This window comes from Streptomyces sp. CB02923, from assembly GCF_001905005.1.
GTDB lineage: Bacteria > Actinomycetota > Actinomycetes > Streptomycetales > Streptomycetaceae > Streptomyces.
On the sequence record NZ_LWKZ01000012.1, the window covers coordinates 592133 to 616905 of the forward strand.

Consider the following 24773-nt stretch of genomic DNA (forward strand, 5'->3'; position numbering starts at 1 on the left):
GCATCGCCGGTGCCGTCGGCCGCACCGTTCCGTCCGCGAGCCGAGGAGACCAACCGTGCCGGGAACCCGTATCGCCGCGCTGGGCCACCACCAGCCGTCCCGCGTCCTGACCAACGACGAGCTGGCGGGGATGGTCGACACCAGTGACGAGTGGATCCGGCGCCGCACCGGCATCGCCACCCGCCGGATCGCCGACGAGGAGTCCGTCGCCGACCTGGCCACGGCGGCAGCCGCCAAGGCCCTGGCCGCCTCCGGCCTCGCCCCCGGCGACATCGGCCTGGTCACCGTGGCGACCTGCACGGCCATCGACCGCTGCCCGTCCACCGCCGCCCAGGTCGCGGCCGCGCTCGGCATCCCCTCGGCCGTCGCGTACGACCTGAACAACGGCTGCGCGGGCTTCTGCACCGCGCTCGCCACCGCCGACCACGCGGTCCGCGCGGGCGCCGCCCGGCACGCGCTGGTCATCGGCGCCGAGAAGATGTCGCACGTGACGGACTGGACCGACCGCAGTACGTGTGTCCTGCTCGGCGACGGCGCGGGCGCCGCCGTGGTGAGCCCCGCGGAGTCCGGGCCCATCGGGCCCGTCGTCTGGGGCTCCGACCCCACCCGCGCCCAGGCCGTGCGCCTGGCGGGCGACTGGCACCCGCGCTTCGCGCAGGAGGGGCAGACGGTGTTCCGCTGGGTCACCACCGAGCTGGCGCCGCTGGCCCGGGAGGCCTGCGAGCGGGCCGGTGTCGCCCTCGCGGACCTCGCCGGTGTCGTCACCCACCAGGCCAATCTGCGCATCATCGAGGCCGTGGTGCAGCAGCTCGGCCTGCCCGCGCACGTGGTGATCGCCCGGGACGTGACCGAGTCCGGCAACACGTCCGCCGCGTCCGTGCCGCTCGCCCTGTCCAAGATGGCCGAGCGCGGCGACCTGCCGTCCGGCGGGCCCGTCCTGCTGCTGGCCTTCGGCGGCGGACTGTCGTACGCGGGGCAGGTGGTGCACTGCCCGTAGGGCGGGGAGCCGAGGGGTGCCGGCGTCCGATGGGCACCGGACGCCGGCCGGCCACCCGCTCCGTCAGCCCGTGACCTTCGCCGGGCACAGCCGCCGCGGCTGCTTGTCACCGCTCAGCTCGGCATCCACACAGCCGCCGGGGAGCCCGGCGTGCGGCGTCGTGCCGAAGTTGGCGGTGACGGTGAGCTTGCCGCCGCCGAACTCCGTACGCTGGACGAGGTTGTCGTCGGTCAGGCGGCGGAACGAGGTCAGTTTCTCGGTGCCCGCCGCCTTGTGCAGCGGCGAGAAGAACTTCTGCAACGCGGCCAGTTCCGGCCCGGACTTCTTGATGGACGGGCCGTCGAGCACGTAGTTCAGCGGGATGTTGTAGAGCATCGCGAGCAGCGCGCGGTCGGTCTTCTGCCGCGGCAGCTTGTTGTACGACAGCTCCCAGCGTTCGGCGTTGACGAGCGAGCTGTGCAGCGCGGTCTCGTACAGCGGCACCCGGTATGCCGGGTCGTACATCGCCTTGGCCAGGTCGGCCGGCAGCTCGACCGGCTTGAAGAAGGCCTTGGGGGCGTTCTGCGGGTACCAGGCGCCCCACGTCTCCTTGTCGCGCTGGAGCTTCCACAGGCCGTCGGCGACCGGGGTGGCCGCGCCGTGGTTGAAGGCGAGCACCTTGTTGGCCCAGGACTGGGCGCTCTCCGAGCCCAGGACGAGCTTCCTGTCCTGGGCCAGGCGCCGCATCCGGGCCAGCCGGTTCGCGCGGTCGTCCGCCTTGGTCATCGGGTGGGCGGCGCTGTGGTCGCGGAACTCCTCGCCGGTCGCGTCGACGTCGAGGAAGTAGCTGTCGGCGCCGTTGGCGGTCATGGCGCGGGTGCGGTCGGCGAGGTAGTGGTGCTTGGGCTCGGCCTGTTCGAAGGCGCGTGAGCTGAGGTAGCAGCCGCGGTTGCCGAAGCCGGTCTCCGGCTTGCCCCGGGCGTCCCGTACGCAGAAGTCCGGGTAGACCGTGCCGGGCCATACGGAGGTGGGGGAGTCGGCGGTCTTCGGGTCCTGGCCGTTGGCGAACGTGTCGTACGGGCCCACGAGGTAGCCCGCCTTCTTGGCGGCCTGGACGGCTGCGGCGTCCATCGGGTCGGCCCCGGCGTCGTAACCGAGCCACATCCGGTCCACGCCCAGCTTCCGCAGCTCCTCGACGCCCTCGGCCTTGCGCGCGTCGCCCCACACGTACGCGTGGAAGGCGCCGAGCAGCCTGCCGTTCGCCGGATTCTTCCGGATCTTCTCGCGCAGGCTGCCGAGCTGCCCGCGTTCGGAGAGCCAGGAGCGGTAGTCGGCGCCGGGCGCGACGGGGTTGCCGTCGGTGAGGGCGAAGGTGACGGTGTAGTCGCGGGTGCCGTCGCCGCCGTTGAAGTCGTGGGTGGTGGAGGTGCGCAGCCGACCGCCCTCGGAGCGGAACTTCAGCGAGGTGCCGACGTCGGTGGGGGTGAGGTAGCTGACTCCGTGGCCCTTGCCCAGGGAGTAGCCCCACAGCGGCAGTTCGAGCTGTCCGCCGACGTCGATCGCGTCGCCCGTGAGCCCGGCCTTCGCGGAGTTCCAGAACGTGTCGCGTACGGGGATGTCCAGGCCCTCGCCGCGCGGCAGCTGGACGGCGGAGGCGGCCCGGTCGGTACCGGTGACCGGCCAGGTGACCGAGCCGTCGCGGTCCGCCTTCATGCTGACCCGCAGCCGCCCGTGGTCGGCGCGGGCGGTCACCGTCAGCCCCTTGCCGGGGTAGCTCCAGCGGGCGCCGCCGTCGGTGCGCTCGACCGGCCCCGGCGTGCCGAGGTCACTGCCGGACGGGGCGGACAGGACCATGCTGCGGCCCTGCGCGGTGCGGGCGTGCACGGCGAGGGTGCCGGTGTCGACGGTGGCCGTACCGCCTCGGACGGGGATGTCGACGTGCCGCCCTTGGACGGTCCCGGCGACGGCCTGGCTGCTGCATCCGGAGGCGCCGACGGTGGCCGTGGCCGTCAGGACGAGGGAGGCGGCGAGCACGCGCGTACCGGTACGGGTGCGGGTGCGGGGGTGGCCGCCGCTTGGGGCGATCTTGGAATCCATGGACACGTGAATAGTGAGCGGAGTTAAGAACTCTCTAAGAGGCGGGGCGTGGAGGAGGGGAGAGGCGGGGGGAGGCGGGGCGTCGGGGTGCCGGTTCGTGGTGGCCGTTCGTGGTGCCCGTTAGTGGGGCCCGGGAGGCGGCTGTGGTTCCGCGGGGTGTTGTCGGACGGGCCATGAGCGATTAGGTTAGCCTTACCTAAGTCGAGGTCGTCGCGCGCAGTACGCACGGCCACGGCCGAAGTCGTCTGTGCCCGCGCCGAGCGCCGGGCGGGAAAGCGGGTTGTCGATGGGAGCGTCGATGAAGGCATCGGTGGGCACGTCGACGGGCGCGGTCGGGGGAACCCTGCCGGGCAGCGCGACGGGCACGGCGACGGGGACGGTACGGGGGGCGGTGCCGGGCGCACCCTCCGGCGGACCGGCGGGAGCGGGGGCGGCGGAAGCCGTACCCGCCGGCCCGCCGCGGACGTCGCGCCCGGCACCGGCCGACATCGTGGACAGCCCGCGGATCGTCGCGCTGGCCGCCTCCGTGGCGGGCGGACGCGACGCCGCCGTACGGGAGTTCTGGGCCGAGGCCGAAGCGCAGGGGACGCCGCTCGTCGAGCCGATCCCCTGGGACCCCGAGCACCGGGCCGTCACCTTCCTGTGGCGCGGCACGGAGCAGACCCGCCGGGTCCTCCTCCTGGTCAACCGCCTCGTGGACCGCACGCACCTCGCGGGCAGCCTGATGCGCCGCATCCACGGCACCGACGTCTGGCACCTCACCTACCGGCTGCCCTCCGACCATCGCGGCTCGTACGTCATCGCGCCCGACACCGGCACCGGCGGCAGCCGCCACCGCACGGCGACGGCGCCCGCGGCCACGCCCGTACCGGAGTCCGCAGCCACACCCGAACCGGCGTGCGCGCCCGCGCCCGCACCGGAGTCCGCGCCCGCGCTCACACCGGCGTCCGGCCCCGCGCTCGCGCCGGGCTTCGGCCCCGCATCGGGCTCCGGCACCGCATCGGACTCCGGCCTCGCGCCGGGCTCCGGCCCCTCGGACGACTTCCAGGCCCGGCTGCTGCCGCTGCTCGCCGCCGCCGGACCCGACCCGCTCAACCCCCGCGTCATGCCGTCCCGTTGGCGCGGCGAGGGCGGCTCGGTCTTCGAGCTGCCCGACGCGCCGTGGCAGCCGTGGCAGCCGTGGCAGCCGTGGCGGCCTGCCGCCGGTGTCGCCGGTCCGGGCGGCAGCGGCGGCCGGGGCACCGTGGAACGGCACCGGGTGACCAGTGCCGCCCTCGCCGCCCGCCGCGACGTCTGGACGTACGTACCTCCGGGGCCGCTTCCGGACGGCGGTGCCGACACGCTGGTGCTGCTGGACGGCGACCTGTGGTTCGGGCGGCTCGGCGTGCAGGACCTCTTCGACCGGCTGATCGCGGGCGGCGTCCTGCCGCCCCTGGCCGTGCTCGCCCCGGACGCCGTGGACAACGCCACCCGCGCCCGCGAGTTCGGCGGCCGCCAGGCGTACGCGAACTTCCTCGCCGCCGAACTGCTGCCCTGGGCGGCGGCGCGGCTTCCGGTGACGTTCGACCCGTCGCGCACGGTCGTCGCGGGCGAGGGCCTGGGCGCAACCACCGCGCTGTACGCCGGGTTCGCGGCACCGCGCCGGTTCGGCAAGGTGCTCGCCCAGTCCCCGTCGCTGTGGTGGCGGCCGGAGGGCGCGGGGCCGGTGGACGGCGCCGACGCCACGGGACGGCCGTCCTGGCTGGCGCAGGAGTACGCCGCCGGGCGCCGCCGCGAGCTGCGGACGCATCTGCGCGCCGACCGGTACGAGGGCGACGCGCGCAAACAATCCAGGGAACTGCGCGACACGCTGCGCGTCCTCGGATATCCCGTCACGTACACGGAGTACAACGGCGGACATGACCACGCCTGCTGGGCGGGCGGCCTGGCCGAGGGACTGGCGGACCTGCTGGGCCGGCCGGACGCCGCGCCCGGGGCCGACGCCGGAACACCGGGGTTCGCATGAACTCCGCCACGCCGCGCCGCGCGTTCTACGTCCTGAAGTCCCGCGTGTACCACGCCATCCTGCGGACACCCCGCTTCCGTACGGCCAGGCCGGCCGCGCCGGCGGCCACGGACCGCCACCCCGAACGCCCGCAACGTTCCCCCCAGGACTTCACGCAACGGCCGGCCACGGACCGCCCGCAGCGTGCCATCCCGGACCGCCCGCAGCGGTTCCCCGCGGACCGCGCGCAACGGTCCGCCCCTGACCGTCCTCACCGGCGTACCAAGGCCCTCGCCGGGTGACGGACGCGGCGCCCCGCCCCACCAGTGCCGGGGCGGGGCGCCCTTGATACGGACGGGTGGCGGGTGGCGGTCACGGGCCGCCCGCCACCCGCCCACACCCGAACCTGCTGTGACTCCCGACACGACAGCCTCTCCAGCCCCACCCGGCTCCTTAAGATCGCCCGGTGCCCGCTGACATATCCCTGACGACGACCCTTCTGCTGTGCCTGGCCGCCCTGGCGGCGGGCTGGATCGACGCCGTCGTGGGCGGCGGCGGCCTGCTGCTCCTGCCGGCGCTGCTCGTCGGCCTCCCGCACACGCCCGCCGCGTACGTCCTGGGAACCAACAAGTCCACGGCCGTCGTCGGCACCGCCGCCGCGGCCTACACCTACGTACGCAAGGCGCCCATCGACCTGCGGACCGCCTTGCGCATCGGCCTGGCCGCGCTCGGCGGCTCGCTGGGCGGGGCGTTCTTCGCGGCGGGCATCAACAGCGAGGTGCTGCGCCCGCTCATCATGACCGTCCTGGTGGCCGTCCTGGCATTCGTCCTCCTCCGCCCGGCCTTCGGCACCGCCCCGCCGCCCTCCGGGCCCGTCACCCGGCGGCGCGTCCTGGCCGCGGTCCTGGTGGCGGGCCTGGGCATCGGCTTCTACGACGGGCTGATCGGCCCCGGAACCGGCGCCTTCCTCGTCGTCGCGCTGGCCGCGATCCTCCACATGGACCTGGTGACGTCCTCGGCCACCGCCAAGGTCGTCAACGTGTGCACCAACATCGGCGCACTCGCCATGTTCGCCTACCAGGGCACGGTCCTGTGGCAACTGGGCGCGCTGCTCGCGGCGTTCAACTTCGTCGGCGGCACGGTCGGCGCGCGCATGGCGCTCAAGCGCGGCGCCGGGTTCGTGCGCGGGGTGCTGGTCGTGGTCGTCGTGACGCTGCTGTGCAAGCTGGCCTTCGACCAGTGGCTGGCCTGACCCGGGGCCGCCCGGGGAGGGCGGCCCGGCCGTTCAGTTCATGGACTTGGTCGCGGTGACCGCGGTCAGCATGACGGCGGAGTCCTGCAGCGCCTTCAGGCCGTGCCGCTCGTGCGGGACGGGCACGACCTGCCCGGCGATCAGGTCGCGGTCGTCGCTCGTCCCGGTCAGCCGGACCCGGCCGTGCAGCACCTGGAGGCTGGCGGCCGGGGGAGTGGTGTGCTCGTCCAGCGCCGCGCCCTCGATCAGCGCGATCACGGTCTGCCGGAGCGGGCCGTCCTGGAGGAAGAGGTGGGCGCTGCGCCCGTGAGCGGAGGCCCTGGCGTCGTCGAGCTGGCGGCGGGCGAGCGAGCTGAGGTCGTCCATGACGCGGCCTTTCGATCGGGGTCCGCGGCGCCGGGACCGGCACCGGTGGCGGTACTGGTACCCGTATCGGCTCCGGTAACCGCACCTGTGCCGGGCGCGGTCCATCCGCACGGGTGGCCGGTCGGCTGCCGAATGGCCGGTGGTCCCGGCCGGTGATCACGACGGTCCGTACGATGCGGAGGGAACCGATCACCGACCAGGGCCCGAAGGGGGCGTTCCCGTGCCAGGCGAACCGGCGGAGCAAGGGCGGCAGGGCAGAACTGCCGGAAGAACGGACGACGGCGCGGCGGCCTTTCTGACCGTCATGACGACGACCGACAGCGCCGATAAGGCGGAGGCGCTGGCGCGCGGCGCGGTCGAGGCGCGGGTGGCGGCCTGTGCGCAGATCAGCGCGCCCGTCACGTCCGTGTACCGGTGGGAGCAGGCGATCGAGACGGCACAGGAGTGGCAGGTGCTGTTCAAGACGACGGCCGTGCGCTACGAGGCGCTGGAGGCGTATCTCCTCGGGGCGCACGACTACGACACACCGGAGATCATCGCGACGCCCGTCACCCGGGGCGGGGCCGGTTATATCGCCTGGGTCGCGGAGGAGACGAGCTGACGTGAGACGGCGATCCGAGGTGCGGAGGTCAGAGGTGCGGCGGTCCGAAGCACGGCGGTCCGAGGTGCAGCGGTCCGAGGCGCAGCGGTCCGAAGCAGGGCGGGCCGAGGCAGGGCGGTCCGAAGCACGGCGATCCGAGGCACGACAGGGGTCCGGCGAGGGTACGGGTGGCGCGGCGGGCGGCGGCCGGACGGACGCGCCCGCGCCCAACCCCCGGCACGGCCGCAGGCGCCGGGGCAGATGGCCGGTCCGCGGCCGGTGGGGCGCCGCCGGTGCCGGGCTCGCGCTGTGCCTCCTCGTGGTGCCCGCGAGCGGCGCGGCCACCGACGGCGCTGACGGCGACGACGGCGCGGGCGGCTGGACGAGCGACACCGCGGCCCGGTACTGGACGGCCGGGCGGATGGCGGCGGCCGTCCCCGCGGGCGCGGGCACCGGCAAGAGCGCCGCCGCGCCGGCCGCGCGCTCCACGGCGGCCGCCCCCGGTTTCGCGCGGCACTTCGACGGCGTGCCCTCCGTCGGGGTGCTCTTCTCCGTCGACAAGGACGCGCGGGCGCACCACTGCACCGCCAGCGTCGTCCGCAGCCCGCACCGCGATCTGATCCTCACGGCCGGGCACTGCAAGCCGGGGGCCCGTGCGGCCTTTGTCCCGCAGTATCGTTCCGGCGCCACCGCCCAGCCGTACGGAGTCTGGGCCGTCGACCGCGGCTTCACCGACCCCGAGCGGACCGACACCGGCCCGGGATCGGACCTGGACTTCGCGTTCGCGACGGTCAAGCCGGACAGCGAGGGCCGCTCCCTGGAGTCGGTGACCGGCGGCAACATCCTGGCGCGCACGCCCGGTTACACCACGGACGTCACCGTCATCGGCTACCCGACCGTCCGCAACGACCCCGCCGACCAGGCCATACGGTGCGCGATGCGGACCACCCGGCTCACCGGGCAACGGCAGCTGCGGATGGAGTGCGGCGGGTTCTACGGCGGCACGTCGGGCAGCCCGTGGCTGAGCCGCTTCGACGAGCGCACGAAGACCGGGTACGTGGTCGGCAACATCGGCGGCCTGAACGGCGGCGGCCCGTCCGGCCCCGACAGCCACCGGACCTCCTACAGCCCGTTCTACGGCTCGGAGGTGTTCCGCCTGTACGCCCGCGCCGTCGCGGGCTGACGACCTGCCGGCCTGACGGCCTGACGGCCTGACGACCTGCCGGCCTGACGGCCTGAACGGCGGCGGCGCCGCCCCGTAACCGCTCCGGGCACCTCCGCACCCGCTCCGGGCCCCTCCCCACCTACCGCAGGGCCGCCGCCACCCCGTCCTCCCGCGGCCCGAGGAAGCGCGGGTCGGGCCGAACGGCGGCCTCGGCCGCCGCCTTCGCCGCCGCGAACACCTCGCGGGTGCCGCCGTAGTACCAGGTGGCGTCGTGCCGGGCGTCGACGCCGACGCCGTACGCGTCGAGACCGGCCGCACCGCACAGCGCCAGCGCCCGCCGGATGTGGAAGCCCTGGCTGACCAGCACGGCCCGGTCCACGCCGAAGACCCGGCGGGCACGGGTGCACGAGTCCCAGGTGTCGAAGCCCGCGTAGTCGCTGACGATCCGGTTCGCGGGGACGCCGTGCGCGACCAGGTACGTGCGCATGGCGTCCGGCTCGTCGTATTCCTCGCGGCTGTTGTCGCCGGTGACGAGGACCGCGCGGACCGTGCCCCGGTCGTACAGGCGGGCGGCGGCGTCCAGCCGGTGCGCCAGGTACGGGGACGGCTCGCCGTCCCACAGCCCCGCGCCGAAGACGACGGCGACCGGCGCCGCGGGCACGTCCTCGACCGTACGGATCCGGGACCCCGCGGCAACGTTCATCCACGTCGCCGGAAGCAGCGCCAGGACACCGGCCAGCACGGTGACCTGGAAGGCCCGCCGCTGCCCGCGCCGCGTCTTCGGCAGCCGCATCCGGCTCCCCACCCGCCGTATCCACTGTGTCTGCCGTGTCTGCCATATCTGTCGTGTCTGCTGTGCCACCAGATATCCCCCGTTGCTCGTGTTGCCACCGCAAGCAGCGACGCGCCGAGGCCTGCCATGGTTGCGGAGACGGACCCCGCCCGTACCGCACCCGTACCGCACCCGTACCGAAGGAGCCCACCGGATGCCGACCGAGCCCGAGCGCCTGCCGTTCTTCGTCTACGGAACGCTGCGCCCCGGGCAGGCCAACCACGCCCGGTGCCTGCGCGGCCGGACGGCGGGAGAGGAATCCGCGCTGGTCAGAGGCGTGCTGCTGTACGAGGGGCCGGGCTACCCGTACGCCGTGCGCGGGCCCGCCGAGGCGGTCGTGCACGGCGATCTCATACAGCCGCGCGAGGCGGTCCACGACGCCGTGCGCGCCGCCCTGGACCGCCTGGAGGGCCATGTGCCCGGCGCCCCCGGCAACCTCTACGAGCGGGTGGCGCTGCGGGCGGAGTGCGCGGACGGCCGGAGCGTACGGGCATGGGTGTACGTGGCCGCCGAACCGCTCGCCCGCCGCCTGCGCGCCACCGGCACGCCGGTCCCAGGCGGCGACTGGCTGCGCAGGCCGCGGGTGCACAGGACGGACGCCCCGTCCGCCCGTCCCGCACCGCCGCCCGGCTAATCTGGACGACTTGCCCCGAACCGCACAGGACCCGGCAGCCCCGGCAGTCCCAGCAGCAGACAGGTGTGATCCCAGCGTGCCCCCCACCTCCCCGGACCCGGCCCCGGCACAGAACCCGGCGAACGACCCGTTCCCCAAGGCGGAACTGCACCTCCACATCGAGGGCACCCTGGAACCCGAGCTGGCCTTCGCCCTCGCCGAGCGCAACGGCGTCACCCTGCCGTACGCCACCGAGGACGAACTGCGCCGCGCGTACTCCTTCAGCGACCTCCAGTCGTTCCTGAACCTCTACTACGCGCTGATGGCGGTGCTGCGCACCGAGGACGACTTCGCCGACCTGACCCACGCCTACCTGGCCCGCGCCCAGGCGCAGGGCGTCCGGCACGCGGAGATCTTCTTCGACCCGCAGGCGCACACCTCGCGCGGCGTCCCCGTCGGCACGGTCGTCGAGGGCCTGACGCGGGCCCTGGACACCGCCGAGGAGCGGTACGGCATCACCACCCGCCTGATCATGTGCTTCCTGCGTGACGAGAGCGCCGAGTCCGCGCTCGCCACCTTCGAGGCGGCCCGCCCCTACCTGGACCGGATCACCGCCGTCGGCCTGGACTCGGCGGAGGTCGGGCACCCGCCGTCGAAGTTCGAGGAGGTTTACGCGCTGGCGCGGGAGGCCGGGCTCAAGTGCGTGGCCCACGCGGGCGAGGAGGGCCCGCCCTCGTACGTCTGGGAGGCGCTGGACATCCTCGGCGTGGACCGCGTCGACCACGGCGTGCGCTGCCTGGAGGACGAGCAGCTGGTCGCCCGCCTGGTCGCGGACCAGGTGCCGCTCACCGTCTGCCCGCTGTCCAACGTCCGCCTGCGCGTCATCGACGAACTGGCCGACCACCCGCTGCCCGCGATGCTGGACGCGGGCCTGCTGGTCACCGTCAACTCGGACGACCCCGCCTACTTCGGCGGTTACGCCGACGACAACTTCACCGCCGTACGCGACGCGCTGCACCTGGACGAGGAGACCCTGCGCACCCTCGCCCGCAACTCCTTCCGCGCCTCCTTCCTGGACGAGGCGACCCGCGAGACGTACCTCAAGGAGGTCGAGGCACACGGCCGGGGCTGACGGGGGCCGCGCGGGGCGTGACGGGTGTCACCGCCCGCCCGCCATTGACCTCAAGTCCGGTTGAGTTCCTAGGTTCTTCCTCACCAGGCACGACGCCCGCAGCGCGGGCAGAGGAGGACACCACCATGGAGTACTCGCACAACGACGCCGAACTGGCGGGCCAGCCCATCGGCTACTGGGCCTGGGCCGCGCACACGGCAGCCGTCACGCACATCCGCGCCGGGCTGGCCCGCCACGGTGTCAGCCAGCCCCAGTGGTGGGTGCTGAACCAGCTGGCGGGCCACGCCGACGGCCGCGACCGGGCGGAGGTGACCGGCCTGCTCAAGGGGTACCTGGCCGCCGGCACCGACACCCTCACCGCGGACATCGACGCACTCGGCCGCCGCGGCCTGCTCTCCCCCGACGGCGACCGGCTGCACATCACCGCCGAGGGAGCCGATGTGCACGCGCGGTGCGCCGCCCTCCAGAAGGAGATGCGCGCGACGATCCACGACGGCATCAGCGACGAGGAGTACGTCCGTACCCTCAAGGTCCTCCAGCGGATGATCCACAACGTCGGCGGGACGATGCGGCACCACTGAGCGTGCGCCGGACCGGCTCGCTCCCCGCCCGATTACCCCCGGGGTAATCGACCGCTCTCCCCTCCCGCGACAGGATCGGGCACACCAACGGGAACACCGCCCGGACCGGTCCCGGTCCCGGCCGCAGTCGCGAGGAGAGCGTCATGTCCGCCAGCCCCACCGCCGGTACGGCGGGTCCGACCACCACCGCGAGCGCTGTCGCCGCGGCCACCCGGGCCGTCGTGCAGGACTTCCTCGCCGCCCGGCTGGCCGGGGACACCGGGCGGCTCGCCGAACTCTTCGCCGACGAGGTCGACTGGCAGCTCGCCGAGAACCCGGCCGTCCCGTGGATCCGCCCCCGGCGCACGGCCGCCGAATGCGCCGCCCAGGCCCGGGAGCTGGCGGAGCACACCGTGCCCGAGGACGCGCGGGCCTCCCTCGACGCCTTCCTCGTCGACGGCACCGACGCCGTCGTCACGGGACACGTTTCGGGAACCGTACGCGCGACGGGAAAGACCTTCGAGGGCCCGTTCGCGCTGCGCCTCACCGTCGAGGACGGCCGGATCACCCGCCACCACCTCTACGAGAACAGCCTGTCGATCGCCGAGGCCTGCACCCCGTGAGGACGCGGGCGGCCGGGTCCCGGGGGCCGTGGTCTCAGCAGCCGTGATCTCGGCAGCCGTGATCTCGGAGCCGTGATCTCAGCGCCACCGGCCGGTCAGCGCAACTGGCCGGAGTCCTCCGCGGCACCTTCCCCCTCCGCCTCCGCCGGTTCCAGCCGTACCGCGCACGTCTTGAACTCCGGCATCCCCGACACCGGGTCCAGCGCCGGGTTGGTCACGGTGTTGGCGCGGCCCGGACCCGGCCAGTGGAAGGGCATGAAGACGGTGTCGGCGCGGATCGCCTCGCTGTAGCGGGCGGGGGCCACCGCACGGCCGCGGCGGGAGACCACCGCGACCGGGCGGCCGTCCTCGATGCCGTACCGCCGGGCGAGCCGCGGGTGGATCTCCACGTACGGGCCGGGGGCCGCCGCGTTCAGGTCCGGCACCCGGCGGGTCTGCGCACCCGACTGGTACTGGGCCAGCACCCGGCCGGTCGTCAGGACCACCGGGTACCGGTCGTCGGGCTCCTCGGCCGCCGGGCGGTGGGTGACCGGGACGAAGCGGGCCCGGCCGTCGGGCGTCGCGAAGCGGTCCAGGAAGAGACGCGGGGTGCCGGGGTGCCCCTCTCCGGAGCAGGGCCAGAAGACGCCGTCCTCTGCGGTGATCCGCCGGTACGTGATGCCCGCGTAGTCGGCCGGGCCGCCGGCCGAGGCGCGCCGCAGCTCGTCGAAGACCTCCTCCGGGTCGGCGGGAAAGCCCTTCTCCCAGCCGAGGCGGGCCGCGAGGGCGTTGAGGGCGTGGAGGTCGGTGCGGACGCCGGGGGGCGGGTCCAGGGCGCGCCGCCGCAGCAGGACGCGGCCCTCCAGGTTCGTCGTCGTCCCGGTCTCCTCGGCCCACTGGGCCACCGGCAGGACGACGTCCGCGAGTGCCGCGGTCTCCGACAGCACCACGTCGGCCACCGCGAGGAAGTCCAGCGCCCGCACGCGCTGTTCGACGTGGGCGGCGCGCGGCGCCGAGACGACGGGGTTGGAGCCCATCAGGAGCAGGGCGCGCACGTCCCGGCCCAGGGCGTCCAGCAACTCGTACGCGCTGCGTCCGGGCCCGGGGAGGGACTCCGGCGGCACGCCCCACACGCCCGCGACGTGCGCCCGCGCGGCGGGGTCGGACAGCTTGCGGTAGCCCGGCAACTGGTCGGCCTTCTGACCGTGTTCGCGCCCGCCCTGCCCGTTGCCCTGGCCGGTCAGGCACCCGTAACCGGAGTGCTCGCGTCCCGCGCGGCCGGTCGCCAGGCACAGGTTGATCCACGCGCCGACCGTGTCGGTCCCCTTCGCCTGCTGTTCGGGCCCCCGGGCCGTCAGCACCATCGAACTGTCCGCGTCGCAGAACAGGCGCACGGCCGCGCGCAGTTGGGGCACGGGCACGCCGGTGATCCGCTCGACCAGCTCCGGCCAGTGCGCCATCGCCGCCGCCCGCGCCTCCGGCCAGCCGCTGGTGCGCGCCGCGATGAACGCCTCGTCCGTACGGCCCTCCGCCACCACCAGGTGCAGCAGTCCGAGCGCGAGCGCCAGGTCGGTGCCGGGGCGCGGCGCCAGGTGCAGATCCGCCTGCCCGGCCGTACGGGTACGGCGCGGGTCGACGACGATCAGCCGGCCGCCGTTCTCCTTCAGCCCGGTCAGGTAGCGCAGCGCGGGCGGCATGGTTTCGGCCAGGTTGGAGCCGACGAGGACGACGCACCCGGTGCGGGCGACGTCGGCCAGCGGGAAGGGCAGCCCGCGGTCCAGGCCGAAGGCCCGCTGGTGCGCGGCGGCGGCCGAGGACATGCAGAACCGGCCGTTGTAGTCGATCTGCGAGGTGCCGAGCACCACCCGCGCGAACTTCCCCAGCGCGTACGCCTTCTCGTTGGTCAGGCCGCCCCCGCCGAAGACGCCCACCGCGTCCCTGCCGTACACGGCGCCGGTACGGGACAGGCCCGCTGCGACCCGGTCGAGGGCCGTGTCCCAGTCCGCCGGTACCAGGCGGCCGGTCGCGGTGTCGCGTACCAGGGGCCCGGTCAGCCGGGCCCCTGGCGCGAGCAGTTCGGCGGCGGTGCGGCCCTTGCCGCACAGAGCGCCCCGGTTGACGGGGAAGTCAGGGCGCTCCACGACTTCGGCGGGGGAGCCGTCGGTGCCCGGCGGCGTGCGGCGCAGACCCATGCCGCACTGGAGGGCGCAGTACGGGCAGTGGGTGTCCACCTGCGCGTGCGCGTCCCGGGGCGGGGCCGCCGGGGTGGCGGTGGTGCGGGGGGTGGCGGCGTTCATGCGGCCAGCGTGCGGCGCCCGTGTTTCCGCCGGTCCGGAGCGGCGTTACGGGCCGGGGAAGCGTGCCTCACGGCGGCCGCGCCCGGGTGGTGAGGAAGCCCGGCACACCCCTCACGCGCGCCGCCCGCGCCCCGACAGCCACCGGTAACCAGCCGTCACACCCGCGCAACGGCCCGGCAACGCCCGGCTGCCAGGCTCTCCCCATGAAGGCGTCGATACCGCCCTTACCGCCCCTACCGCCCGTTCCGCTCACGGCCCCCTTCGACAGTACGGCGCAGCTCATGACGGAGATCACCACCCAGCTCAGCGACCGGCTCAGCCGCGTCCGGCTGCGCGGCCTGCCCCCGCGGAACCCGGCCGTCCGCGCCCCGGACCGCCCCCGCCCCTCCCGCAGCGCCTCGACGGCCCGGGAGGCGCCCCCACTCGTCGCCGTGGCACACGGCAGCCGCGACCCCGCCGCACTGGGCACCGTCACCGCCCTCCTGGACCGGATACGGGACCTGCGCCCCGGGCTCACCGTCCGGCTCGGCCACATCGAGCTGAACGCGCCGCTGCTCCCGGACACGCTGGCGGAGCTGAGCGGTACGGCCGTGGCCGTACCGCTGCTGCTCGCGCGCGGGCAGCACGCCGGCCACGACATCCCGGCCGCGCTGGCCGGCGCGCCCCACCTCACGGCGCGCCTCGCCCGCCCGCTTGGCCCGCACCCCCTGCTCGCCGAAGCCCTGCACGCCCGCCTCGAAGAGGCCGGGGCCCGGCGCCCGTGCGCCGTCGTGCTGGCCGCTGCCGGGTCCCGCGCCCCCGAATCGGCCGCCGACACGGCCCGTACGGCGCGGCTCCTGTCCGAGCGGCTCGGCGGCGTACCCGTCCTGCCCGCGTACGCGACCGCGCCTCCCGAAGGCGGCCCGGCCGGCACCCCGCTCTCCGTCCCCGCGGCCCTGCGCGCCCTCGCCGCCCGCGGCCACCACCGCCCCGCCCTCGCCTCCTGCTTCACCGCGCCCGGCCGCTTCGCCGCCCAGTGCGCGGCGGCCGCCCCCGGGCCCGCGGCCGCTCCGCTCGGCGACCATCCCGCGCTGGCCCGGCTGGTCCTGCACCGTTACGACCAGGCACTCGCTGCGCGCAGCGGGTGCGGCCAGGACTCCACCGGGGCGGCTACCGTCGCCGTATGACGGGCACACGATCGACGACCGGCCGCGAAGCGGGCCACGACGGCACGGGGTACGGCGCGGCCGACACCGAACGCTGGGTCCCCGAGCCCGACAAACGGCCGGGCCGTACCGCCTTCCAGCGCGACCGGGCCCGGGTCCTGCACTCGGCCGCGCTGCGCCGCCTCGCGGGCAAGACCCAGGTCGTCACCCCGGGCACCACCGAACACCTGTGGGACGCCAGCCCCCGTACCCGCCTCACCCACTCCCTGGAGTGCGCCCAGGTCGGCCGCGAACTCGGCGCCGCCCTCGGCTGCGACCCCGACCTGGTGGAGACCGCCTGCCTCGCCCACGACCTGGGCCACCCGCCCTTCGGGCACAACGGCGAACAGGCGCTCAACGAGGTCGCCGCGCCCTGCGGCGGCTTCGAGGGCAACGCCCAGTCGCTGCGGCTGCTCGCCCGCCTGGAACCAAAACGGTTCGTCCCCGACACGGACGGCACCGCGGTCAGCGTCGGCCTCAACCTCACCCGCGCCGCCCTGGACGCCGCCACCAAGTACCCGTGGCAGCGCGGCGGCCACCCCACCGATCCCGGTTCGTCCAAATTCGGGGTCTACGAGGACGACCTGCCGGTCTTCACCTGGTTCCGGCAGGGCGCGCCCGAAGCGGCCCGCAGCTTCGAGGCGCAGGTCATGGACTGGGCCGACGACGTGGCGTACTCGGTGCACGACGTCGAGGACGGGCTGCACGCCGGCTACCTGGACCCGAACTGCCTGCTCGCCGAACCCGAACGTGCCGAAGTGTTCACGATCGCCGCCGAACGTTACGCGCCCGGCGCGGACCCGCAGGAACTGGGCGCGGCCCTCGACCGCCTGCTCGACCAGGTGTGGTGGCCGCACGGCTACGACGGCACGGCCGTCGCCCAGGCCCGCCTGAAGGACGCCACCAGCCAGCTCATCGGCCGCTTCTGCCTCGCCGCGGAGACCGCCACCCGCGCCGAGTGGGGGACCGGCCGCCTCACCCGGCACCGCGCCCGGCTCGTCGTACCGCGCGGAACCCGCCTGGAATGCGCCGTGTTGAAGGCCGTCGCGGAACGCTACGTGATGCGCCGCCCCGACCAGGAGGCACTCCGCGCCGACCAGCGCGTCGTCATCGCCGAACTGGCCGAGGCACTGGTCGCCCGCGCTCCCGACGGCCTCGACCCGCAGTTCCGCGCCCTGTACGACCAGGCCGAGACGGCGGGCGACGACACCGCCAGGATGCGCGCCCTGATCGACCAGATCGCCGCCCTCACCGACGCCTCGGCGCGCTCCCTGCACGCCCGGCTCACCCGGCCGCGGGGCACACGCTGAGCAGCGGAACCCGCGCCGCCGGTCCACCATGGACGGTGCTGCTGCGGCCCCTGGGGCGCGCGCCCTCTTCCCGCGGCACGCCCGGTACGGGACGCTCGGGCTTGAGTGCGCCGAACGCGGGAAACAAAACAGGGGCACAACGGGGTGGACGGCCATGGAACGCGGTATGACATACGGCGTCACACGGCCGGCGGGGGACACGCGGCCGGCCGCGCCGGGCAGTACGCGGCGACAGCACTGCGGGGGGTAGAACGGGGACACGACCGGGGGCGTTCACGGACGCGGACGCACCGCGCCGCAGCGAGGAGGAAGCAAGTGGTCGACGCACACCAGACGTTCGTCATCGTCGGGGGTGGCCTGGCCGGGGCAAAGGCCGCCGAGACCCTTCGTGCGGAAGGCTTCACCGGCCGGGTGATACTGATCTGTGACGAGCGCGACCACCCGTACGAGCGCCCCCCGCTCTCCAAGGGGTACCTGCTCGGCAAGGAGGACCGCGACAGCGTCTTCGTCCACGAGCCCGCCTGGTACGCCGGCGCGGACATCGAACTGCACCTCGGCCAGCCCGCCGTCCACCTCGACCCGGCGGCCCGCACCGTCCGGCTCGGCGACGGCACCCTGATCGCGTACGACAAGCTCCTGCTGGCCACCGGCGCCGAGCCGCGCCGCCTGGACGTCCCCGGCACCGACCTGGTCGGCGTCCACCACCTGCGGCGCCTGGCACACGCCGAGCGGCTGCGCGGCGTCCTGCAGTCCCTCGGCCGGGACAACGGCCACCTCGTCATCGCCGGCGCGGGCTGGATCGGCCTGGAAGTCGCCGCCGCCGCCCGCTCGTACGGCGCCGAGGTGACCGTCGTGGAGCCCGAGCCGACACCGCTGCACAGCGTCGTCGGCCCCGAGCTGGGCAGCCTCTTCACCGACCTGCACCGGGAGCACGGCGTCCGCTTCCACTTCGGCGCCCGCCTGACCGAGATCGCCGGACAGGACGGCGTGGTGCTGGCCGCGCGCACCGACGACGGCGAGGAGCACCCGGCCCACGACGTGCTCGCCGCGATCGGCGCCGCCCCCCGCACGGCCCTGGCCGAGCAGGCCGGGCTGGCCCTGGTCGACCCGGCGCACGGCGGCGGCGTCGCCGTGGACGCCTCGCTGCGCACCTCCGATCCGCACATCTACGCGGCCGGTGACATCGCCGCCTTCCCGTACTCGCTGCTGCCCGCCGCCGGGGACGGCGGCAGCGAGCCCGCCGGACTGCGCGTCGAACACTGGGCCAACGCCCTCAACGGCGGCCCCGCCGCCGCCCGCGCCATGCTCGGCCGGGACGTCACCTACGACCGCATCCCGTACTTCTTCTCCGACCAGTACGACATCGGACTGGAGTACTCCGGCTACGCGCCCCCCGGCTCGTACGACCAGGTCGTGTGCCGCGGCGACGTCGGCAAGCGCGAGTTCATCGCCTTCTGGCTGTGCGAGGGACGGCTGCTGGCGGGCATGAACGTCAACATGTGGGACGTCACCGGGCCGATCCAGCAGCTCATCCGTTCGGGCCAGGTCCTCGACCCGAACGCGCTGGCCGACCCGCAGGTGGCACTGGACTCGCTGCTGCCTCCGGACCGGGCCTGAGGACCCGTACCGCACCGGATCTGAGGACCCGTACCGGACCGGATCTGAGGACCCGTACCGCACCGGATCTGAGGACCCGTACCGGACCGGATCTGAGGACCCGTACCGCAGCCGACGCCCAGGGAGAACCGTCCATGCCCGAAGCCGCCGTCACGTTCGACGACGTCCAGGACGCCGCCGCCCGCATCAAGGGCGTCGTCCACCGCACCCCCGTGCTGCGTTCCCGCACCCTCGACGCCCTGGTGGGCGCCGAGGTGCACCTCAAGTGCGAGAACTTCCAGCGCGCCGGCGCGTTCAAGTTCCGCGGCGCCTACCACGCCGTCTCCCGGCTGGCGCCGGAGCAGCTCGCCCGCGGCGTCGCGGCGTTCTCCTCCGGCAACCACGCCCAGGCGGTCGCCCTGGCCGCCCGGGAGCTGGGCAGCAGCGCGGTGATCCTCATGCCGGAGGACTCGCCGCGCTCCAAACGGGACGCGACCGAGGGGTACGGCGCCGAGATCGTCACGTACGACCGCTACACCGGCGACCGGGCCGCACTGGGCGCGCGGCTCGCCGCCGAGCGCGGCCTGACGCTGATCCCGCCCTACGACCACCCGCACGTCATCGCCGGGCAGGGCACCGCCGCCCTGGAGCTGATCGAGGAGACCGGACCGCTGGACGCCCTGCTCACGCCGGTCGGCGGGGGCGGGCTGATCGCGGGCTCGGCCGTCGCCGCCACCGCGCTGTCGCCCGGCATCCGCATGATCGGCGTCGAACCGGAGGCGGGGGACGACACCCGGCGCTCGCTGGCGGCCGGCGAGCGGGTGCGCATCCCCGTACCGCGGACCATCGCCGACGGGCAGGCGGTGGAGCAGCCCGGCGAGCTGACCTTCCCGGTCAACCGGCGGCTGCTCGAATCGGTGGTGCTGGTCAGCGACGACGAGATCCGGGCCGCGATGCGGCTGGCCTTCGAACGGCTGAAGATCGTCACCGAGCCGAGCGGGGCGAGCGCGCTGGCCGCCCTGCTGGCCGGGGCCGTCGACCCGCTGCCGCGCCGCGTCGGCGTGGTGATCTCCGGCGGCAACATCGGACTGGACCGCTTCCTGGAACTGATGGGCTGAGGGCGGCGGTCCCGGAGGGCCTCGGAAGGCCTCGGAAGGTGTCGGAAGGCCTCGGGCGGCGGTGGCACGGCCGCCCGGGGCGGGCCGGCCCCGGCTCCCGTACCCGGCCGCCGGGCGGGCCATCGCCGCCCGGGACCGGACTTCCGTACCCGTCCGGGCGGGCCCGGACCGGACTGTCGTACCCCACCCGTAGAATTCAGGCGTGGCAGGCAGGATCAACGATGACGACGTGAAGGCGGTACGGGACGCGGTCCCGATCGACGCCGTCGTGTCCGAGTACCTCCAGCTGCGCAATGCGGGCGGCGGCAATCTCAAGGGCCTGTGCCCCTTCCACGACGAGAAGTCCCCGTCGTTCCACGTCAGCTCCGCCAAGGGCCTCTACCACTGCTTCGGCTGCCAGGAGGGCGGGGATGTCGTCGACTTCATCATGAAGCTCGACCACCTCTCCTTCGCCGAGACCATCGAGCGCCTCGCCTCGCAGGCCGGCATCACCCTGCGCTACGAGGAGGGCGGCTACGCCCCCGGCCGCCAGCAGGGCGAGCGCACCCGCCTCGTCGAGGCCCACAAGGCCGCGGCCCAGTTCTACATCGAGCAGCTCGACAGCCCCGAGGCCGAGATCGGCCGTAAGTTCCTCGCCGAGCGCGGCTTCGACCAGGCCGCCGCCCAGCACTTCGGCGTCGGCTACAGCCCGGCAGGCTGGGACCACCTCACCCGGTTCCTGCGCGGCCGCGGCTTCAGCGACCAGGAACTGATCCTCTCCGGCCTCTCCCAGGACGGCCGCCGCGGCCCCATCGACCGCTTCCGCGGCCGCCTGATGTGGCCGATCCGCGACATCGCGGGCGAGGTCGTCGGCTTCGGCGCCCGCAAGCTCCGCGACGACGACAACGGCCCCAAGTACCTGAACACCCCGGAGACCCCCCTCTACCGCAAGTCCCAGGTCCTGTACGGCATCGACCTCGCCAAGAAGGAGATCGCCAAGACCAGCCGGGCCGTCGTCGTCGAGGGCTACACCGACGTCATGGCCTGCCACCTCGCCGGCGTCACCACCGCCATCGCCACCTGCGGCACCAGCTTCGGCGAGGGCCACATCAAGATCCTGCGCCGGCTGCTGATGGACAACTCCGGCTCCGAGGTCGTCTTCACCTTCGACGGCGACGCGGCCGGCCAGAAGGCCGCGCTGCGCGCCTTCGAGGACGACCAGAAGTTCGCCGCCCAGACCTCCATCGCCATCACCCCCGGCGGCATGGACCCCTGCGACCTGCGCCTGGCCAAGGGCGACGCGGCCGTCGCCGACCTGGTCGAGACCCGCACCCCGCTCTTCGAATTCGCGCTGCGCCAGGTCGTCGCCCGGCACAACCTGGACACCACCGTCGGCCGCGCCGCCGCCCTGGACGAGGCGGCGCCCATCGTCGCCAACATCAAGAACAGCTCCATCCAGCACGAGTCCGCCGTGCAGCTGGCCGGCATGCTCGGCATCCTCGACACCCAGTTCGTCGTCCGCCGGGTCGGCCAGCTCGCCCGCTGGGCCCGCGACCGCGGCCGGGACGGCCAGGAACAGGGCCGTACGGGCCGCCGCACCGACCGCCCGGCCTCCGACGCCGCCCAGCCGCCGCCCGGCCCGAGCGGCCCCGCCCTGAACCTCCGCAGCCCCGCCCACCGCGTCGAGCGGGAACTGCTCAAGCTGGCCCTCCAGCGCCCCGACCTGGTCTCGCCGGCCTTCGACGCGTACGGCGCCGACGAGTTCACCGCGCCCCCGTACACCACCGTCCGCCGGTGCATCGAGGACGCGGGCGGCGCGCTGTCCGCCGCGGGCGACAACAGCTACCTCGCCCGGGTCCGCGAGGCCGCCCCCGACGACACGGTCCGCGCCATGGTCACCGAGCTGGCCGTGGAGCCGCTGCACACCCGCCGGGACGCCGACGAGGTGTATGCCGGCGTCCAGTTGGTGGCCGTCCGGCTGGCCGCCGTCAACCGCCGCGTCACGGAGATCCGCGGCTCCCTCCAGCGCCTCGGCCCCCACGCCGACCCCCAGCACCTGGCCGCCGTCCAGAACGAGCTGTGGGTCCTCCAGCAGTACGGCCAGTCCCTGCGCGAACGCGGCTACGCGGCCCTGTAACCGCCCGCGCCGCCGCCCGGCGGGCCCCTTGGCCCAGGCCGCCGCGCGAGGGGCCCGTACGCGAACGAGGCGGCCGCGAACGGCCCGTACCCACCCCGCCGTAGCCGCTCGGTCACCGTCCGGACCCAAAAAGTGCCCGCACGCCCCTCGTGGCGGGCCTGTGTCGTACTCCACACTGAGGAGCGGTGCCTGAGTCCTCGGAGCGCGGCGGGTCCGGACGTACGGAACCGGAATCCCCCGCGGAACCGCTCTTGATGTACGGGACGGACAGCGGCTCGGCCGCAGACGGTCCCGGCCCTTCCGCCGCCTCAGCAGCGATCACACTGGAGGTCGCCCCCGTGCAGACCCGGACCCTCGCCGACGCACCGGCCGCGGATTCGGCCACCGTGCCGCAGCAGGCAGAGCCGCCCGCGCCCGAAATCCTCGTGGAGGAGATCGCCCCGGAGCCGCCGCCACCGCGCCCCGAAGCCGGCGGTCCCTCCTCCGACCTGTTCCGCCAGTACCTGCGCGAGATCGGCCGGATTCCGCTGCTCACCGCCGTGGAGGAGGTCGAACTGGCCCGCCGGGTGGAAGCCGGCCTGTTCGCCGAGGAACGGCTGCGGCTCGCCCCCGACCTGGACTCCCAACTGGCCCTGGACCTCGACAAACTCGTCGTCCTCGGCCGGATGGCCAAACGCCGCCTCATCGAGGCCAACCTGCGCCTGGTCGTCTCCGTCGCCAAACGCTACGTCGGCCGCGGCCTGACCATGCTCGACCTCGTCCAGGAGGGCAACCTCGGACTGATCCGGGCCGTGGAGAAGTTCGACTACGCCCGCGGCTACAAGTTCTCCACCTACGCCACGTGGTGGATCCGCCAGGCCATGTCCCGCGCGCTGGCCGACCAGGCCCGCACGATCCGCGTCCCGGTGCACGTGGTGGAACTGATCAACCGCGTCGTCCGGGTACAGCGCCGGATGCTCCAGGAGCGCGGGTACGAACCCACGCCCGAGGAGGTCGCCGCCCAGCTCGACCTGCCCCCGGAACGCGTCAGCGAGGTACTGCGGCTCGCCCAGGAACCGGTCTCCCTGCACGCCCCCGTGGGCGAGGAGGACGACGTCGCGCTCGGCGACCTCATCGAGGACGGCGACGCCGCGTCCCCCGTCGAATCGGCCGCCTTCCTGCTGCTGCGCGAACACCTCGAAGCGGTGCTGTCGACCCTCGGCGAACGCGAGCGCAAGGTCGTCCAGCTGCGCTACGGCCTCGTCGACGGCCGCCCCCGCACCCTGGAGGAGATCGGCCGGATCTTCGGCGTGACCCGCGAACGGATCCGCCAGATCGAATCCAAGACGCTGAACAAACTCCGCGACCACGCCTTCGCCGACCAGCTCCGGGGGTACCTGGACTGAGGCCGGCCGCGGCCGGCGACCCGGAGCGGCCGGACGAGCCGGCCGGCGGCGCTGTTCAGCGGCGGCGCTATTCAGCCGACGACGCTGCTGGATGGCGAGGCTACTGGACGGCGGGGCTACTCGGCGACGGGGTTACTGGGCGGACAGAAACGCCCCGGCGTAGCTCTCCTCCCGTACCGCGATGTACTGCTGGCGCACCGCCTGCCCGACCGGCAGTTCCTCGCCCGGCTCGAAGACCTGGCTGGCCGCCGCGGGCCAGCGCGGCGGCTCGTGCGGAGCCAGCGTGCCGTGGGCCGCGCCCAGCGCCCAGGCCGCCTGCCGCGCCGCGCCCAGCGCCGCGTAGTCCGCCGGCTGCGGCACCACGACCTGCGCCCCGAACAGCCCCGGCGCCGCCGCCTGCACCGCGCCCAGCTCGGCCGCCGCACCCAGCAGGAACACCCGGTGCACCTCGACGCCGCGCCCGCGCAGCACGTCCAGCGCGTCCGCGAGCCCGCACAGCATGCCCTCGAAGGCCGCCCGCGCCAGGTGCTCCGGCTTCATGCTCTCGCGCCGCAGCCCGTGCAGCGATCCCGCCGTGTGCGGCAGGTGCGGCGTCCGCTCACCCTCCAGGTACGGCAGCAGCACCATGCCGTACGAGCCGGGCGTCGACTTGAGGGCCAGCTCGGACAGACCCTGGAGGTCGGTGCCCAGCATCTCGGCCGTGCCGCGCAGCACCCGTACGGCGTTGCTCGTGTGCACCACCGGCAGGTGCATCCCCGTCGCGTCCGCGAACGAGGTGATCGTGCCGTTGGAGTCCGCCAGCGCCTCGTGGTGGATGCCGAAGACCGAGCCCGAGGCGCCCAGCGACACCACCGCGTCGCCCGCGCCGACCCCCAGCCCGAAGGCGGCGGCCATCGTCTCGCCCGTACCCGCGGAGATCAGCAGCCCCTCCGGCGTGAACCCGGCGGTACCGGACGGGCCCAGCACCTCCGGCAGCCGCACCTGGTGCCCGAGCGCCAGTTCCACCAGGTCGGGCCGGTAGCCGCCGGTCGCCGCCGACCAGTAGCCGGTGCCCGAGGCGCCGCCCCGGTCCGTCGTACGGCGTGCCGGGCGGCCCAGCAGCTGCCACACCAGCCAGTCGTGCGGCTGCAGGACCTCGGCGACGCGGGCGGCGTTCGCCGGTTCGCTGCGCGCCAGCCAGCGCAGTTTCGTCAGCGGCTGCGCGGAGTGCGGGACGGCGCCGACGGCCTGCGTCCAGGCGGCCCGCCCGCCGAGCGAGTCGATCAGGTCGGCCGCGGCGCTCTGCGCCCGCTTGTCGTTGCCGACCAGCGCGGCCCGCACGAGGGCACCGTCGGCGTCCAGCGGCAGCATGCCGTGCTGCTGCGCGGACACCCCGATCGCCTGTACGCCCTCCAGGAGCCCGTTGCCCGCGGCCTCGCCGAGTGACATCAGCCACGCCTGCGGGTCGATCTCGTGTCCCTTTTCGGCGGGGTGCGGCGCGTACCCCTGCCTGATGACGGCACCCGTGTCCGCGTCGCAGACGACGATCCGTGTGCTCTCGGACGAACTGTCCAGCCCGGCGACTATCCCCATGCCCCCAGATGATGCCCCATGGACGGGACACGATGG

Annotated in this window: 21 protein-coding genes; 16 read left to right on the plus strand and 5 right to left on the minus strand. The window is 74.5% G+C overall.

The window, feature by feature from the left end:
• The first annotated feature begins 55 nt into the window (after positions 1–55).
• Positions 56–997 carry a beta-ketoacyl-ACP synthase III gene (locus tag A6A06_RS14150; protein WP_073761551.1) on the plus strand — a complete coding sequence of 314 codons (942 nt, stop codon included), beginning with the start codon at positions 56–58 and terminating at the stop codon, positions 995–997.
• A 63-nt stretch (positions 998–1060) separates the two neighbouring features.
• Here A6A06_RS14150 and A6A06_RS14155 read toward each other — a convergent pair whose 3' ends face one another.
• Positions 1061–3073, minus strand: a complete 2013-nt coding sequence (locus A6A06_RS14155) for a glycoside hydrolase (RefSeq protein ID WP_079194003.1) — start codon at positions 3071–3073, stop codon at positions 1061–1063.
• Positions 3074–3371: 298 nt separating this feature from the next.
• On the opposite strand from A6A06_RS14155, the gene A6A06_RS40865 reads away from it, so the two are divergent.
• From A6A06_RS40865 to A6A06_RS14170, 3 genes are all read left to right on the plus strand, one after another.
• Positions 3372–5078, plus strand: coding sequence for an enterochelin esterase domain-containing protein (locus A6A06_RS40865; RefSeq protein WP_242440722.1), 1707 nt, complete (start codon positions 3372–3374; stop codon positions 5076–5078).
• Complete coding sequence (locus A6A06_RS14165; protein WP_073761553.1) at positions 5075–5359, plus strand: hypothetical protein; 285 nt, start codon at positions 5075–5077, stop codon at positions 5357–5359. The genes A6A06_RS40865 and A6A06_RS14165 overlap by 4 nt, the downstream gene beginning before the upstream one ends.
• 164 nt (positions 5360–5523) lie before the next feature.
• Positions 5524–6309, plus strand: coding sequence for a sulfite exporter TauE/SafE family protein (locus A6A06_RS14170; protein ID WP_073761554.1), 786 nt, complete (start codon positions 5524–5526; stop codon positions 6307–6309).
• Between the two features lie 33 nt (positions 6310–6342).
• Here the strand turns inward: A6A06_RS14170 and A6A06_RS14175 are convergent, their stop codons facing one another.
• A complete protein-coding gene (locus A6A06_RS14175; RefSeq protein ID WP_073761555.1) occupies positions 6343–6675 on the minus strand; it encodes a cupin in 333 nt (110 codons plus the stop codon).
• A 304-nt stretch (positions 6676–6979) separates the two neighbouring features.
• On the opposite strand from A6A06_RS14175, the gene cutA reads away from it, so the two are divergent.
• A complete protein-coding gene (cutA, locus tag A6A06_RS14180; RefSeq protein WP_073761556.1) occupies positions 6980–7276 on the plus strand; it encodes a divalent-cation tolerance protein CutA in 297 nt (98 codons plus the stop codon).
• A 1-nt stretch (position 7277) separates the two neighbouring features.
• Positions 7278–8438, plus strand: a complete 1161-nt coding sequence (locus tag A6A06_RS14185; RefSeq protein ID WP_242440723.1) for a trypsin-like serine peptidase — start codon at positions 7278–7280, stop codon at positions 8436–8438.
• A gap of 121 nt (positions 8439–8559) precedes the next feature.
• Here A6A06_RS14185 and A6A06_RS14190 read toward each other — a convergent pair whose 3' ends face one another.
• Positions 8560–9213 carry a SanA/YdcF family protein gene (locus tag A6A06_RS14190; protein WP_073761557.1) on the minus strand — a complete coding sequence of 218 codons (654 nt, stop codon included), beginning with the start codon at positions 9211–9213 and terminating at the stop codon, positions 8560–8562.
• 193 nt (positions 9214–9406) lie between these two features.
• On the opposite strand from A6A06_RS14190, the gene A6A06_RS14195 reads away from it, so the two are divergent.
• The 4 genes from A6A06_RS14195 (at position 9407) to A6A06_RS14210 (ending at position 12180) form a co-directional block, all read left to right on the plus strand.
• Complete coding sequence (locus tag A6A06_RS14195; protein ID WP_073761558.1) at positions 9407–9886, plus strand: gamma-glutamylcyclotransferase family protein; 480 nt, start codon at positions 9407–9409, stop codon at positions 9884–9886.
• A 76-nt stretch (positions 9887–9962) separates the two neighbouring features.
• Positions 9963–10997 carry an adenosine deaminase gene (locus tag A6A06_RS14200; protein ID WP_073761559.1) on the plus strand — a complete coding sequence of 345 codons (1035 nt, stop codon included), beginning with the start codon at positions 9963–9965 and terminating at the stop codon, positions 10995–10997.
• Between the two features lie 125 nt (positions 10998–11122).
• A complete protein-coding gene (locus A6A06_RS14205; protein ID WP_073761560.1) occupies positions 11123–11578 on the plus strand; it encodes a MarR family winged helix-turn-helix transcriptional regulator in 456 nt (151 codons plus the stop codon).
• 143 nt (positions 11579–11721) lie between these two features.
• Positions 11722–12180: a nuclear transport factor 2 family protein gene (locus tag A6A06_RS14210; protein ID WP_073761561.1), complete on the plus strand. Its 459-nt coding sequence runs from the start codon at positions 11722–11724 to the stop codon at positions 12178–12180.
• 95 nt (positions 12181–12275) lie between these two features.
• Here A6A06_RS14210 and A6A06_RS14215 read toward each other — a convergent pair whose 3' ends face one another.
• On the minus strand, positions 12276–14456 hold the full coding sequence (locus A6A06_RS14215) for a molybdopterin oxidoreductase family protein (protein ID WP_079194004.1): 2181 nt from the start codon (positions 14454–14456) through the stop codon (positions 12276–12278).
• A 281-nt stretch (positions 14457–14737) separates the two neighbouring features.
• Between A6A06_RS14215 and A6A06_RS14220 the strand changes: the two genes are divergently transcribed.
• From A6A06_RS14220 to A6A06_RS14245, 6 genes are all read left to right on the plus strand, one after another.
• Positions 14738–15622 carry a sirohydrochlorin chelatase gene (locus A6A06_RS14220; RefSeq protein WP_242440724.1) on the plus strand — a complete coding sequence of 295 codons (885 nt, stop codon included), beginning with the start codon at positions 14738–14740 and terminating at the stop codon, positions 15620–15622.
• Positions 15619–16950, plus strand: coding sequence for a deoxyguanosinetriphosphate triphosphohydrolase (locus A6A06_RS14225; RefSeq protein ID WP_073761563.1), 1332 nt, complete (start codon positions 15619–15621; stop codon positions 16948–16950). Before A6A06_RS14220 ends, A6A06_RS14225 begins: the two co-directional genes overlap by 4 nt.
• A gap of 315 nt (positions 16951–17265) precedes the next feature.
• Positions 17266–18567, plus strand: coding sequence for an NAD(P)/FAD-dependent oxidoreductase (locus A6A06_RS14230; RefSeq protein ID WP_073761564.1), 1302 nt, complete (start codon positions 17266–17268; stop codon positions 18565–18567).
• Between the two features lie 134 nt (positions 18568–18701).
• A complete protein-coding gene (locus A6A06_RS14235; RefSeq protein WP_073761565.1) occupies positions 18702–19664 on the plus strand; it encodes a threo-3-hydroxy-L-aspartate ammonia-lyase in 963 nt (320 codons plus the stop codon).
• A gap of 202 nt (positions 19665–19866) precedes the next feature.
• Positions 19867–21780: a DNA primase gene (gene dnaG, locus A6A06_RS14240; protein ID WP_073761566.1), complete on the plus strand. Its 1914-nt coding sequence runs from the start codon at positions 19867–19869 to the stop codon at positions 21778–21780.
• A gap of 185 nt (positions 21781–21965) precedes the next feature.
• Positions 21966–23165, plus strand: coding sequence for an RNA polymerase sigma factor (locus A6A06_RS14245; protein ID WP_073761567.1), 1200 nt, complete (start codon positions 21966–21968; stop codon positions 23163–23165).
• Between the two features lie 132 nt (positions 23166–23297).
• Here A6A06_RS14245 and A6A06_RS14250 read toward each other — a convergent pair whose 3' ends face one another.
• Complete coding sequence (locus A6A06_RS14250) at positions 23298–24737, minus strand: FGGY family carbohydrate kinase (protein ID WP_073761568.1); 1440 nt, start codon at positions 24735–24737, stop codon at positions 23298–23300.
• Positions 24738–24773: the final 36 nt, after the last annotated feature.